Source organism: Eikenella sp. NML99-0057, assembly GCF_001648535.1.
Taxonomy (GTDB): domain Bacteria; phylum Pseudomonadota; class Gammaproteobacteria; order Burkholderiales; family Neisseriaceae; genus Eikenella; species Eikenella exigua.
On record NZ_LXST01000003.1, the window covers coordinates 218,143 to 231,536 of the forward strand.

General features: G+C 51.9%; 12 protein-coding genes and 1 pseudogene. 8 read left to right on the forward strand and 5 right to left on the reverse strand.

From position 1 onward, the window contains the following. Positions 1–22: 22 nt before the first annotated feature. The 5 genes and pseudogenes from A7Q03_RS05960 to gatC all read right to left on the reverse strand — a co-directional run. Positions 23–529, reverse strand: a pseudogene (locus A7Q03_RS05960) (DNA adenine methylase); the annotation flags it as partial. A 52-nt stretch (positions 530–581) separates the two neighbouring features. Continuing rightward, positions 582–2,030, reverse strand: coding sequence for an Asp-tRNA(Asn)/Glu-tRNA(Gln) amidotransferase subunit GatA (gene gatA, locus A7Q03_RS05965; RefSeq protein ID WP_067448180.1), 1,449 nt, complete (start codon positions 2,028–2,030; stop codon positions 582–584). A gap of 78 nt (positions 2,031–2,108) precedes the next feature. Beyond that, a complete protein-coding gene (locus A7Q03_RS05970; protein WP_067448182.1) occupies positions 2,109–2,687 on the reverse strand; it encodes a DUF4303 domain-containing protein in 579 nt (192 codons plus the stop codon). A gap of 66 nt (positions 2,688–2,753) precedes the next feature. Beyond that, a complete protein-coding gene (locus A7Q03_RS05975; protein ID WP_067448184.1) occupies positions 2,754–3,260 on the reverse strand; it encodes a hypothetical protein in 507 nt (168 codons plus the stop codon). A gap of 311 nt (positions 3,261–3,571) precedes the next feature. Beyond that, positions 3,572–3,862 (reverse strand): Asp-tRNA(Asn)/Glu-tRNA(Gln) amidotransferase subunit GatC, encoded by a 291-nt coding sequence (gene gatC, locus A7Q03_RS05980; protein WP_067448186.1) that lies wholly within the window; start codon positions 3,860–3,862, stop codon positions 3,572–3,574. Between the two features lie 213 nt (positions 3,863–4,075). On the opposite strand from gatC, the gene A7Q03_RS05985 reads away from it, so the two are divergent. The 8 genes from A7Q03_RS05985 (at position 4,076) to A7Q03_RS06020 (ending at position 13,153) form a co-directional block, all read left to right on the forward strand. Next, entirely contained in the window at positions 4,076–5,116 is a 1,041-nt protein-coding gene (locus A7Q03_RS05985) for a rod shape-determining protein (RefSeq protein WP_067441210.1), read from the forward strand. A 123-nt stretch (positions 5,117–5,239) separates the two neighbouring features. Next, complete coding sequence (mreC, locus tag A7Q03_RS05990; RefSeq protein WP_067448188.1) at positions 5,240–6,127, forward strand: rod shape-determining protein MreC; 888 nt, start codon at positions 5,240–5,242, stop codon at positions 6,125–6,127. A gap of 2 nt (positions 6,128–6,129) precedes the next feature. Next, on the forward strand, positions 6,130–6,633 hold the full coding sequence (gene mreD / locus A7Q03_RS05995; RefSeq protein WP_067448190.1) for a rod shape-determining protein MreD: 504 nt from the start codon (positions 6,130–6,132) through the stop codon (positions 6,631–6,633). Further along, positions 6,630–8,678 (forward strand): penicillin-binding protein 2, encoded by a 2,049-nt coding sequence (gene mrdA, locus A7Q03_RS06000; RefSeq protein ID WP_067448192.1) that lies wholly within the window; start codon positions 6,630–6,632, stop codon positions 8,676–8,678. The genes mreD and mrdA overlap by 4 nt, the downstream gene beginning before the upstream one ends. Before the next feature lies 1 nt (position 8,679). Next, a complete protein-coding gene (gene rodA / locus A7Q03_RS06005) occupies positions 8,680–9,792 on the forward strand; it encodes a rod shape-determining protein RodA (protein ID WP_067448194.1) in 1,113 nt (370 codons plus the stop codon). 269 nt (positions 9,793–10,061) lie between these two features. Continuing rightward, the gene (locus A7Q03_RS06010; protein WP_067441202.1) at positions 10,062–10,592 is read left to right on the forward strand and encodes a cysteine hydrolase family protein; all 531 of its coding nucleotides are present in this window, start codon (positions 10,062–10,064) and stop codon (positions 10,590–10,592) included. Positions 10,593–10,610: 18 nt separating this feature from the next. Continuing rightward, on the forward strand, positions 10,611–11,258 hold the full coding sequence (locus A7Q03_RS06015; protein ID WP_231863741.1) for a MarC family protein: 648 nt from the start codon (positions 10,611–10,613) through the stop codon (positions 11,256–11,258). A 218-nt stretch (positions 11,259–11,476) separates the two neighbouring features. Then, the gene (locus tag A7Q03_RS06020; RefSeq protein ID WP_067448198.1) at positions 11,477–13,153 is read left to right on the forward strand and encodes a formate--tetrahydrofolate ligase; all 1,677 of its coding nucleotides are present in this window, start codon (positions 11,477–11,479) and stop codon (positions 13,151–13,153) included. Positions 13,154–13,394 lie beyond the last annotated feature (241 nt).

The following is a 13,394-nucleotide window of genomic DNA, read 5'->3' on the forward strand; positions in this document are numbered from 1 at the left end:
ACGGCCTTCCAGGTCTTTTAAAGGCTACCTGAAAATCGCCACACAGCAATTCTATCCTCTCTGATTTGGCGATAAATCCCTGCATTTCCTTTTCGGGGAAGTAAGGAGATTTATCGTGGCCGAATGGTACGTTGAATTCGCCTTTACTGTTGTAGCGGCACAAGCCGTTGAAGGCATGGCGGTTTAAGTAGACAAACAATGCCGAGCGCTCGTGCCTGTCCGTGCTAAGATTGAATTGGGCGCGCAGTTCGTAGAAGTGGGCTTCCCGATTATTTTCGGGAAGGAAAAAGGAGCGGGCATAATCGATAAACTGCTGCTTTTCCTGCTTCAATGTTTGAAACAGTCCGATGAGGTCGTGATTGCTGTCATTGAGCAGGTAGCTGTCAAACTCCAAAGCAAGCGACAATGCGGCTGAACCTGCAAACGGCTCAATCAGGCGTTTGCGCGGGCGTTTGGGCAGGCTATGTTCTATAAAGGGAACGAGCTTGGATTTGCCGCCCGCCCATTTTAGAAAGGATTTAGTTTGCATAATATGTTCCCTATTTTTCAGGTAGCTTCAAAACAGAGGCTACCTGAAAACTTCACACCGGCACTTTCGTATGCCAATCGCTCGCCAGTTGTACTTGATGCGCTGCGCCAAGGATTTTGGCTTCAGAGAAATGATTGCCGATAAATTGCACGCCGATGGGCAGTCCGCTGCTGCTGAAACCTGCGGGCAGGGTCAGGGCAGGCAAGCCCGCCAGATTTACGGCGATGGTGTAGATGTCGGAAAGGTACATCTGCACAGGATCGTGGATGTCGCTGCCGAGTTTCGGGGCGGCGGTGGGCGCAGTTGGGGCGAGGATGAAGTCGCATTGTGCGAAGGCCGTCTGAAAATCGTTGGCAACGAGGCGGCGCAGTTTTTGGGCTTTCAGGTAATAGGCGTCGTAGTAGCCGTGCGACAACACATAAGTACCAATCATGATGCGGCGTTTGACTTCGCTGCCGAAGCCTTCGGCGCGGGTGTTGCTGTACATTTCTTCAAGGTCGTTGAATTTTGCAGCACGATGGCCGTAGCGTACGCCGTCGTAGCGGGAAAGGTTGGTGCTGGCTTCGGCGGAAGCGAGGACGTAGTAGGCGGGGATGGACAGGGCGGTTTGCGGCAGGGAAACTTCAATGGTTTCCGCGCCTTGCGCTTTTAAGAGGTCGATGACGCTTTGCAAAGCAGCCTGCACATCGGCATCCGCGCCTTCGCCGAAATATTCTTTAGGCAGGCCGATTTTCATGCCTTTGAGCGGTTTGTCCAAATCGCGGGTGTAGTCTTCTTTGCTGCGTTCCAAGCTGGTGGAATCGCGCTCATCAAAGCTTGCCATCACATTGAGCAAAATCGCGCAGTCTTCGGCGGTTTGCGCCATCGGACCGGCTTGGTCGAAACTGGATGCGTAGGCAACCATGCCAAAGCGGGAAACTGTGCCGTAAGTAGGTTTGATGCCGGTGATGCCGCAGTGTGAAGCAGGCTGGCGGATGGATCCGCCGGTATCTGAACCGAGCGCAACAGGGGCAAGACGCGCTGCAACAACGGCTGCGGAACCACCGGACGAACCGCCTGGAACGTGTTCGGGATTCCACGGATTTTTGGTCGCGCCGTAGAACGAGGTTTCATTGGTCGAGCCCATGGCAAACTCGTCCATATTGGTACGGCCGAGCGTTACCATACCTTCATCAAGCAGGTTTTGTACGACGGTGGCAGTGTAGGGGGAGACAAAGTTGTCCAACATTTTGGAGCTGCACGCACTGCGCCAGCCTGTTTGGCAGAAAATATCTTTGTAGGCGATGGGTACGCCAGTGAGCGCGGTGGCGTTACCCTGCGCGATACGCGCATCGGCGGCACGGGCTTCGGCGAGGGTTTTGTCTTGGTCGAGGGTGATGTAGCCGTTGATTGCCGGGTTCTGCGCGGTAATAGCGGCAAGATATTCGGTTGCCAGTTCGACGGCGGAGATTTGTTTGGATTGTAGCAATTGGCTGGCTTGTTTGAGGGTGTATTGGGTCATGAGGGTCTTTCGGTTGAAAATAAGTGAAATTTTAAAGGGTTAATAGTGCAGGCTGCTTTTTGAGGCTGTCTAAAAATATCAGCCTATCAATTTTTGGTAAGTATCCAGTTGGTTGAGCTGCGTGGCGGAACGGTAAAGCAGCGATTGTTCGTCATTTTCATCATAATCATCAATATAAAATGCAAACAGCAATATGCCGTTTTCAGCACGGTTGCCGAACAGGCCTTCTTGGTCGCATTGTTGTAGTGCGGCTATTAGGGCAGTTTCGTATTCGGCACGTTTTTGCTGATAGGTATCGTCATCATCTAGATTTTCTATGCTGCGGTATGCAACTTGGTAGAGCTCGCTTTGGTTTTCCAGCCAGTTATCTGAAGCATTCTGGATTTCGGTTTGGCCTTCATAAAGTGTACATCTGCCATCCCAAATCGCCTGCAGGATGGTGCAGTTTTTGTATTTTTTCCTGTGCTTGGCAACAAAGGCTGCTAAATCCTGATAGGTAATCGCGGCGTTGCCTGCGGCAAAAAAGTCGTCCACCAAATAGAAATAATACGCGGCAACTTCCTTGCCTGCCTGTTCAACCTGCTGCTTGATACGGTTGAAACATTGGCGGATGTGGCTAACGGCGGCGGTGTGCAGGTGTTGTTGCTCGGTGGACATGGGGTTCCTTTAGTTTTCAGGTAGCCTTTGCTGTTTTGAGGCTACCTGAAAATTTTGCGGGCAGGTTTATTTGGCTGCGCTAATGTGGCCGCACACGGCTTGTATCATTTTGGCGGTGTGCTGGTCTTCGCCGCCCACGGCGTTGAGTTCATTGATAGTTTCTTCGCTCAGTTCGGCAGGCTTGGCATAGGGGTGGGTATCTTTTAAGCCGTTTAGGCTGCCGTTGGAGTTAAACAGGGCCAGTGCGCTCATCACGGATTGGTGTTTGCCGCTGCCGCAGAATACCCAGTCGGATACCAGCATATAGGGCTCAGCGCCAGTGCGTTGCGAGCGGTGGCGGGATACGACGGAATACCAGCCGCCGCCGAGGGCTTGGATGGTGTCGGGATAAAGATAGGCAGTGTAGGCGCCGTCGCCGTCGCTTTGGTAGCTGTAGAGGAGCACGTCTTCGCCGAGCTTGGTTTGCGCTATGGCGGCAGCTTTAGGGTTGGCTTCACGTTCGGCCGGGCTGGCTCCGGCGTGGGCAGTGGCGGCGAGAATGCCCAAGAGGGCGGTGAGGAAGAGTTTTCTCATGATGTTTGCTCCGTGGGGGGTGCTTCAGGTAGCTTGAGGCCTTTGCTAGAGTTGCCGAATTAAGAATGCAGTTTAGGGCATTTCACTAAGCACCTTCTTTATCTCACTGTGGCGTTAGTTCACCTTGTCGTACTAACGTTGTACTGTCTGTGACTCGTTGCTTTGTAAAGGAAAAGAATTTGTTTGGCTGTCGCAACACAGCGAGCGCAGACATGCCATTAGGTGGGTGAGCGATCTGGCACAACGTTCCAAATATGCTGCTGGTGGTAGTTTTGTAAAGGACTCAGCCTGAGAAAAAACTACCTGAAAATTTATTCCTCAATTACTTGCGGCACGATATACAGGCGGTTGCGCACTTCGGGGGCAACGGCTTGGTATTCGGCAGTGTGGTCGGCTTCGGTGATTTGGTCGGCACGCAGGCGCAGGGCGAGTTCGTGCGGGTGGGTCATCGGTTCGATGCCGTCAGTGTTCACGCTCTGCATTTGCTCTACCATGGTGAAGATACCATTTAGCTCGTCGAGAGTGGTGGCTTTCTCAGCTTCGGTCAGGCTCAAACGCGAGAGGCGGGCGATTTTTTCAACGTCGGAAAGTGTAAGCGACATAAAAATTCCTTAAATTATGTTTAGCAAACAGCTCAATCTCAGGTATGATTGCATATTTCAATTGAGACTAGCTTGCAAAGCTTAAATTATAGCCTAAAAGCCTGCTTCTCGGCACGGCACAAGAATTAGGGCTGCCCGAAGCAGCACCGGTTTCTCCGCAGGTTAGGTTTCTTTAAAAATATTCATCAGTATTTAAACGCTAGGATTTAAGGCATGTTCCGCTTTCTCACCAGATATTTCTCTAATGATTTGGCCATCGATTTAGGTACGGCCAACACCCTGATTTACATCAAAGGCCGCGGTATTGTTTTGGACGAGCCTTCGGTGGTGGCTCTCCCCAACGACATGAGCAACAATAAGAACGCCACGGTGGCGGTGGGTGCGGAAGCCAAGCGTATGCTGGGGCGTACGCCAGGCGGCATTCAGGCGGTGCGCCCGATGAAGGATGGGGTGATTGCCGACTTTAATGTTACCGAGAAAATGCTCAAGCACTTTATCCGCAAGGTGAACAACAGTCGCTTTGCTGCCGCTCCGCGCATCGTGATTTGCGTGCCCTGCGGCTCAACCCAGGTGGAACGCAAGGCGATTCACGATTCGGCGCAACAGGCTGGTGCGGCCTCTGTAAATCTGATTGAAGAGCCGATGGCAGCAGCCATCGGTGCAGGTTTGCCGATTGAAGAACCGACTGGCTCCATGGTAGTGGACATCGGTGGTGGTACGACCGAAGTTGGCATCATCTCTTTGTCTGGTGTGGTGTATTCCCATTCTGTGCGTGTGGCAGGTGATGCGTTTGATGAAGCCATTATCAATTATGTACGCCGCAATTACGGCATGCTGATTGGTGAAGCCACCGCTGAAGAAATCAAAAAAACCATTGGCACGGCCTTCCCGGGCAATGCCGTGCGCGAAATCGAAGCCAAAGGACGCAATCTGGCCGAAGGTATCCCACGTGCTTTCACTATCAGTTCCAATGAGGTGCTGGAAGCCTTGGCTGAGCCGTTAAACCAAATCGTGCAGGCTGTGAAAAACGCATTGGAGCAGACTCCGCCGGAATTGGGCGCAGATATTGCTGACCGTGGCCTAGTGCTCACCGGTGGCGGTGCACTGCTCAACGGTTTGGATCGTTTGCTGGCCGAGGAAACTGGCTTGCCGGTGAGCATTGCCGAGGACCCGCTTACCTGTGTGGTGCGTGGCTCCGGCAAGGCGCTGGATTTAATCGGCAAGATGAACTCTGTGTTTGTGCCCAATCCTTGATTTATCCTGGTAGCATCCCATGTGCTGCAGAATCGGCGCGGGATGCCACTTAAGTTTGTTTTGTGTCAGACCTGCCTGCACGGTGTCTTCAGTTTCCAGGTAACCTGCCTGTTATTCTCCCTTATGTCGCAAGAAATCAATTTTGTCAGCCCGATTATCAGTTCTACCAGCAAGCTGGTGTTGCTGGGGATTGTCTCAATGGCATTGATGGTACTGGACAACCGTTATGCGGCATTGCGGCAGGCTAAATCTTATGTAGCGACTGGGCTTTATCCCTTGCAGTGGGTGGCACGCCAGCCGGCAGAATGGGTGAGTGGCGGCATGGCATTTATGCGCGACAAACAGCAACTACTCGCCGAAAACACACGCCTGAAAGAAGAAAATGCCCGTCTGAATATGCAGTTGCAGCTGCAAGCGCCGACGGTGCGCGAATTGAGTGAGCTGAAAACACTGAACCGTTTGCAGCCGCTGCTTGCGCCCAAGGCAGTGCTGGCGGAAATCGTATCTAATGGCCGTATCCCGCGAGCCGATCGTCTGTTGATTACTAAAGGCAGTAACAGCGGGATTCAGGTAGGTGATCCGGTGAGTGACGAAAAAGGCTTAATTGGCCAGGTAACCGCTGTACAGCCGGCCACAGCGGAAGTGGCGCTGATTAACAACCGCCAGTCGGTGATTCCGGCGATGGTGGCTGAAACCGGCGTACGCACACTGGTGTACGGGCGCGGTGAAACGCTGGATTTGCGTTATTTTCCAGTGTCGGCCGAATTGAAAGAGGGCGATTTGCTGGTTACTTCTGGCATTGACAGTATCTACCCAGCCGGCATTCCGATTGCCAAAGTGGCACATGCTGACCGAAATTCCGGTACGCCGTATTACCGTACTGTGCTGACGCCGTCAGCCAGTCTGAGCAGCAGCAGCTATGTGTTGGTGATTCCGCAGAAGCCGCAAGTGTTTGCAAGGCTACCTGAAGCCGCTTCCGAGCCGCTAACCGAACAAGATACGCAGGAATAAGCATGTCTCCGATCTCCCCGCTTAAAAAATCCACACCCAAATGCTGGGTGGCATTCAGCTTTTTGCTGGCGTTGCTCTTCGATTTCGTCCCAGTGCCCCCGCCCTGGGTGTTTCCTTTGCCTGATTTCACATTGATAATGCTGGCTTATTGGCTGCTGCACCGGCCACGGCTTATCGGCATCGGTGTGGCGTTCTGCCTTGGCTTGCTAGTGGATATCGGCACCAATTCACTACTGGGGCAGCACGGCTTGGCTTATAGTGTGGCCGCATTTTTGATTGAACGCAACCGGCGGCAGGTTGTGCTCAATTCCTTCGGCTGGCAGGCCGTAGCAGTGGCGGGTGCAGTGTTGGTTAGCCAGCTGGTGGTTTTCCTGGTCAGCCTATTTCAGCAGCAGCCGTTTCCTTTGTGGCGGTTGTGGCTGCCTTCGCTCCTCACCGGCCTGTTGTGGCCGCAGTTGAACAACATGATGCTCGCCATCGACCACTACCGCCGTTCCCGTAAATGAAGTCGCGCCGCCATTACACGCCCGCTAAAGCGCCGTCCCGCAGCCGGCAGAAGGATTATCTGCTGCGCTTGATGGTGGCATTTGCTATAATTTTAATATTCTTCAGCGTGCTGGTATGGCAGTTTGTGCGACTTCAGGTGGCCAGGTACGATGAATTTGTGGACAAGGCCGTTGCCAACCGTATCTCCCTTATCCCTACCCCGCCGATTCGCGGTGAAATCACCGATGTGAACGGCGTGGTACTGGCTCACAATTATCCAGCCTATTCACTGGAAGTCATCCCCAACGAATTGGAGATGAAAGTTGAGGATTTGATACCGGTTTTGCGCCCGTATGTGGAAATCAGCGAGGCCGATGTGAAGCGCTTCCAGCGTTTCCGTGCCGAATCCCGCTCCTACGAACGCATCCCTCTGAAATTGAAACTGAGCACCGAAGAAGCCGCTCGGTTGGCAGCGGTGCTGTTCCGCTTCAAAGGTGTGGAAGTGAATGCACGCACTTTTCGCGAATATCCCTACGGTGGGCTCACTACTCACATCATCGGCTACATCGGCCGCATCAGCGACAAAGACCGTGACCAGTTGGAAAGCGAAGACCGCTACGAGCTTTATCGCGGCACCACCCACATCGGCAAAATGGGTTTGGAGAACTATTACGAGCAGCAGCTGCATGGCGTGCCCGGTTATCAGGAAGTGGAAAAAGATGCGCAGGGCAATATAGTGCGTACCTTGAAAACTGCACCAGCCGCGAGCGGGCAGACCCTGCGCCTGTCGCTCGACATCCGCATGCAGCAGAAAGCTAGTGAACTGTTGGGCAACCGGCGCGGCGCAGTGGTGGCTATTGATCCGCAAACAGGCGGTGTGCTGGTTTTGGTATCGAAGCCGACTTACGATGCCAACCTGTTCATTGACGGCATCGACAGCGATACGTGGAAAAGCCTGAACGACGATTGGCAACGTCCGCTCATCAACCGCGTTACCCAAGGTCTGTATCCGCCCGGCTCCACCTTTAAGCCGTTTATGGGCATGGCTGCGTTGCAAAGCGGGCAGATTACGCCCAACACTGTGCTGCCTGCGCCCGGCGCGTGGAGCATTCCCGGCAGCCGCCACCAGTTCCGTGATTCGGTGCGCAGCGGGCACGGTTCGGCCAATCTGGGTAAGGCCATCCAAGTATCATCCGACACCTTTTTCTACCGCCTAGGCTACGAAATGGGCATAGAAAAAGCTTATCCCTATTTGGCGCACTTCGGCTTTGGCCAGCCAACCGGCATTGATTTGCCTAATGAATACAAAGGAATATTGCCTAGCCCCGAATGGAAGGCGCGCCGTTTTGCCAATTCGCGCAATGAATCTGCCCGCCAGTGGCGCGCCGCTGATATGGTTACTATCAGCATCGGGCAGGGCTATAACGCTTACACGCCGCTACAGATGGCGCACGCCACTGCCATACTGGCCAACAACGGCGTGAGGTATCGCCCGCACTTGGTACGCGAGCTCACCGACCACCAAAAGCAAACTCGCATTTTAGTCGGTACCCAGTCCAGTGCCACCCTACCGTTCAAGCCGGAATATTTCGCTTTTGTGAAGCAAAGCATGGAGCGCGTGTTGCGCCCGGGCGGCACGGCTTGGCGCATGGGCGTGGGGCTGAAATACAGCATGGGAGGCAAAACCGGCACAGCGCAGGTGGTGCAGATTCGGCAGGGCGCATCGTATAACGCGGCCGCGCTGGCCGAACGCCACCGTGACCATGCCTGGTTTATTGCCTTTGCGCCGGCACAGAATCCAAAAATCGCCATCGCTGTGCTGCTAGAAAACGGTGGCTGGGGTGCGAATGCCGCGCCGGTGGCGCGCCAGTTGGCCGATTTTTACCTGATGCAACTACAGGGCGAAAACGGTAAAAACCTGCCGATGCCCAAGCTTGCTGTACCGAGAGATAGTGCGATGAGGCAGGTAGAGTATCCGCTGATTAACGTCCAAGCGGTGCGCACCCTGTCTGCCTATCGGGCGGTTTCAGGCAGCTTGCCGGCTGCCGCATCCGAGGTCCGATAATATGCAGCACCCGTCTAAACACGCTATCCGCCGCTACTGGCGGAAAATTTGGGATCCGATGGATATGTGGCTGTTTTACAGCATGCTGGCCATCTATGTGATGAGCCTATTTTTGCTGTATTCGGCCGACGGCCAGAACATCGGCCAGCTGGAAAACAAAACCCTGCACACGATAGTGGGCTTTGTACTGCTGTGGTGCATTGCCCGTACTCAGCCGCAGGTGCTGAGCAACTTTGCCATCGTGCTGTATGGGGTGAGCCTGCTGATGTTGGTGGGGGTGCACTTTTTCGGTGTGATTGTGAATGGTTCGCAACGATGGCTGAATTTGGGCATCATCCGTTTGCAACCCTCAGAGTTGATGAAAATTGCGCTGCCAATGACGGTGGCGTGGTATCTGCAGAAACACGAAACGGAGCTGGGCTGGCAGCATTATTTGGCTGCATTGGTGTTGATAGTTGTGCCGGGCTTCTTGATTTTGAAGCAGCCTGATTTGGGTACGGCTGTGTTGATTATGGCGTCCGGGCTGTTTGTGATATTTTTTGCGGGGCTGCCATGGCGGGTGATTGCGGTGGCTGTGGTCGGTTTTTTTGCTTCGCTGCCTCTGTTGTGGCAATACGGTATGCATGATTACCAGCGCACCCGCGTGCTGACCCTGCTCGATCCGACTAAAGACCCACTCGGCGCGGGCTACCATATTTTGCAGTCAATGACTGCTATCGGCTCCGGCGGCGTGTGGGGTAAGGGCTGGCTCAATGGCACACAGACGCATCTTGACTATATCCCGGAGTCCACCACGGATTTCATCTTCGCTGTGTATGGTGAAGAGTTCGGTCTTATTGGCAATCTCCTGCTGCTATCGGTGTATGCCATCATGTTGGGGCGTGGTCTCTATATTGCTGCCAAAGCCCCTACGCTCTATAGCCGCACCTTGGCCGGTGCACTCACTATGACGCTGTTTTGTTATGTGTTTGTGAATATGGGCATGGTGAGCGGTATCCTGCCGGTAGTGGGTGTGCCGCTGCCATTGGTGAGTTACGGTGGCACGGCCACGCTTTCTATCATGATCATTGTTGCTATGTTGATGGGCATCAGTAATCAGCAGAGCAAGATGTAGGGCGGTGGAGGCTACCTGAAATTTCAGGTAGCCTTTGTTGCGGATTGTATGTTTGCTGGCAGAAATATGATATATGTGTTGAATCTGCAATACATTTGACATAGTGTGGTGTCTGGTAATGGCAAAGGTTGCATTGCCTGTATAGAATAGTGGCAGTTCTCCGGCCAATGCTGAGGGGTATTCTTTTTGGTTACTCAGATCAGAAATGGGTATTTTAAGCTTTATTGCGGCGAGTATTTTCAGGTAGTATTAGCCACGGAAAGAGCATAATGAAGAAAATGGTTTTGTTGGTTATAGACACCCAGCAGGCATTGCTGGATATGGGAGCTTATCGCGGGGTGGAAATGTTGGATGCCATCAGCCGAATGTTGCTTGCTGCCCGTACGCATGGGCGCGAAGTCATCTATGTGCGGCATAACGAGGCGGATTCGCCCTTTGCGCCAAACTCGCCCGGTTGGCAGATTGCTGCCGCTGTTGCGCCGCAGGCCGGTGAGAAAGTAGTGGATAAATGGTATAGCAGCGCTTTTCGCGGTACGGATTTGCTGGATTACCTGCGTGGCAACGGAGTTGAGCGCTTAGTGGTGGTTGGTATGATGACTGAATACTGTGTGGAAACTACTGTGCGGGCTGCCAGCGATTTGGGCTTTGAAGTGATTTTGCCAGAAGGTGCCAACAGTACACTGGATAATGGCCGCTGGTCGGCTAAAGAGCTGTATGAGCATCATAATTTCGATATTATGCGTGGGCGCTTCGCAGCCATGCCGAGCGTAGATGAAGCCGTGGCGCTGTTATCTGACTGATTTGATGTTTTGAGAGAAATGATGATTACTCATATCCTGTATTTGTTCACTGGCCTGATTGCTCTAAATAATCCATTGATTGCACTTGGATATTTTGTTGATAAAACGGTGGATTTTACTTTGAAGGAGCAGCGTAAAACCGCGCGCCTGGTAGCGATTAGCGCCTTTGTCTGTATGGTGGTGGCCGGGGTAATTGGTACGCCGTTGTTGAAAGCTCTAGGCATCGGCATTCCGGCCTTCCAAATTGCTGGTGGCATTTTAGTATTTGTGATTGCCATGAACATGATGGGAGGCGAGGATAATCCGGTGAAACCTAATTTAAATAAGGAGCATTTAAGCCTGCCGCCGGAGAAACAATTTACCTTTGCCGTGGTGCCGATGGCTACGCCGATTATCGTTGGTCCGGGCGGATTTTCTATCATTATCATTTATAGCAGTCATGTGGAAACGTGGGTGGGTGCACTACAACTTCTGGCCGCCTGTTTTATGGTGGGGGTAACCTGTTATTTGATTTTGGCCTGTTCGGCCAGACTGAGCAAAATACTTGGCAGTGTTGGCATCAAGATCATCAACCGCGTGTCTGGCCTGCTGCTGGCAGCAATTGCGGTGGAGATTGTATTGGCTGGTTTGCGAGGCTTATTCCCGGCTTTGAAAATAACGGGTTAAGTTTGAGTGAGTATAAAAAGGAAGTGATGAAGGGCGGGGGCGTACCCGCCCTTTTGTTTGTATCTCAACTTTCACTTTGCCATTTTGCATCAATATTTTTTAGTGATTACATGATATGTTGTATCTATAATGATGAATATTCGCTTCTTATCAACTAATTTAGAGTACAATACCTAGAGCTACGCTCTTCTTTTCCAACTCTTTATTTGGAGACCGTTATGCCCCAATTGTCCGACGTTCAAATTGCTCAAGCTGCCTCCATCCGGCATATTGACGAAATCGCCGCCAAGCTCGGCTTGAAACCGGAGCAGTTGGAGCATTATGGTAAATATAAAGCCAAAATCCATCCTGTGGATGCATTCAGGCTACCTGAAAAGCAAGGTAAGCTAATTTTGGTGACTGCCATCAGCCCCACACCGGCCGGGGAAGGCAAAACTACAGTAACCATTGGCTTGGCCGACGCGCTCAATCGCATCGGTAAAAATGCTGTCATTGCCCTGCGTGAGCCTTCACTCGGCCCTGTGTTTGGTATCAAAGGCGGTGCGGCTGGTGGCGGCTATGCCCAAGTGCTGCCAATGGAAGATATTAACCTGCACTTTACTGGCGATTTTCACGCTATTGGTGCCGCAAACAACCTTTTGGCTGCTCTTATCGACAATCATATCTACCATGGTAATGCGCTCAATATTGATCCAAAACGGATTCTGTGGCGGCGTGCAGTTGATATGAATGATCGCCATTTGCGTAATATTATCGGGGGATTGGGTAAAACTACCGATGGTGTGATGCGTGATGATGGTTTTGATATAACTGTTGCCTCCGAAGTGATGGCGGTATTCTGTTTAGCCCAAGATGTTGCCGACCTCAAACAGAGGTTGGGTAATATGTTGGTGGCGTATGCCAAAGACGGTAGTCCAGTGTATGCACGCGATTTGAAAGCACAAGGTGCAATGGCGGTGCTGTTAAAAGATGCGATTAAGCCAAATCTTGTTCAAACTATTGGAGGTACGCCTGCTTTTGTGCATGGTGGTCCGTTCGCTAATATTGCCCACGGTTGCAATTCAGTTATCGCCACACGCTTGGCTTGTCATCTGGCCGATTATGCTGTTACCGAAGCTGGGTTTGGTGCGGATTTGGGTGCCGAGAAATTCTGTGACATCAAGTGCCGGTTGTCCGGTTTACGGCCGGATGCTGCAGTGGTAGTGGCTACCGTGCGGGCATTGAAATATAACGGTGGCTTACCAAAAGATGAGTTGTCCGGTGAAAATCTGGCTGCACTGGAAAAAGGGTTACCCAATCTGTTGCGTCATATTGATAATCTGAAAAATGTGTTTGGCTTGCCGGTGGTGGTAGCGCTCAACCGATTCAGTGTTGATACTCAGGCCGAATTGAATTTGGTGGCTGAAGCCTGCCGACAACGTGGTGCGGAAATATCATTTACCGAAGTGTGGAGTAAAGGTGGTGCCGGTGGTGAGGATTTGGCGCGTAAAGTAGCTGCTGTTATCGAACAATCATCTGCACAATTTAGCTTCTCTTATGAAGTAGAGCAAAGTATCCCGGAAAAAATCCGCATGGTTGCCCAGAGAATTTATGGTGCAGATGATGTGGATTTCAGTGCGGAGGCGCTGGCTGATATCGCTAATTTGGAAAAATTGGGGTGGGACAAGTTGCCCGTTTGTATGGCAAAAACGCAATATTCATTCAGTGATAATGCTAAGTTGCTGGGCGCACCACAAGGTTTCCGCATCATTGTGCGTGGGCTGACGTTGTCTGCTGGAGCAGGGTTTGTTGTGGTGCTGTGCGGCAATATGATGAAAATGCCAGGTTTGCCAAAAGTGCCGGCTGCAGAGCGAATTGATGTGGATGATGATGGGGTAATTAGTGGATTGTTCTGAATGGTTTTAGTGTGGAAAGAATTCATAGCCGGACAGTTGCCCGGCTATTTTTTGTGCAAGTATCTTCAGTAGCCAGTGGTCAGTTGTATTTATGCCGGGTAAATTTCATTTCACCTTAGTGATTTAGTTTTTGTTTGTGGATATTTTGTTTTCCGGTATTTGACAAAATATTCTGGTAGGCGTATAGTCCGCATCTTCGCTGTTCCTTACGGCACGGTTTTGTTGTCGGTTTTACGGTTCA

Bases quoted from the DNA above. Each gene is read 5' to 3' on its own strand.
- gatA (WP_067448180.1), bottom strand. From the start codon at position 2,030: ATGACCCAATACACCCTCAAACAAGCCAGCCAATTGCTACAATCCAAA.
- A7Q03_RS05970 (WP_067448182.1), bottom strand. From the start codon at position 2,687: ATGTCCACCGAGCAACAACACCTGCACACCGCCGCCGTTAGCCACATC.
- A7Q03_RS05975 (WP_067448184.1), bottom strand. From the start codon at position 3,260: ATGAGAAAACTCTTCCTCACCGCCCTCTTGGGCATTCTCGCCGCCACT.
- gatC (WP_067448186.1), bottom strand. From the start codon at position 3,862: ATGTCGCTTACACTTTCCGACGTTGAAAAAATCGCCCGCCTCTCGCGT.
- A7Q03_RS05985 (WP_067441210.1), top strand. From the start codon at position 4,076: ATGTTCCGCTTTCTCACCAGATATTTCTCTAATGATTTGGCCATCGAT.
- mreC (WP_067448188.1), top strand. From the start codon at position 5,240: ATGTCGCAAGAAATCAATTTTGTCAGCCCGATTATCAGTTCTACCAGC.
- mreD (WP_067448190.1), top strand. From the start codon at position 6,130: ATGTCTCCGATCTCCCCGCTTAAAAAATCCACACCCAAATGCTGGGTG.
- mrdA (WP_067448192.1), top strand. From the start codon at position 6,630: ATGAAGTCGCGCCGCCATTACACGCCCGCTAAAGCGCCGTCCCGCAGC.
- rodA (WP_067448194.1), top strand. From the start codon at position 8,680: ATGCAGCACCCGTCTAAACACGCTATCCGCCGCTACTGGCGGAAAATT.
- A7Q03_RS06010 (WP_067441202.1), top strand. From the start codon at position 10,062: ATGAAGAAAATGGTTTTGTTGGTTATAGACACCCAGCAGGCATTGCTG.
- A7Q03_RS06015 (WP_231863741.1), top strand. From the start codon at position 10,611: ATGATGATTACTCATATCCTGTATTTGTTCACTGGCCTGATTGCTCTA.
- A7Q03_RS06020 (WP_067448198.1), top strand. From the start codon at position 11,477: ATGCCCCAATTGTCCGACGTTCAAATTGCTCAAGCTGCCTCCATCCGG.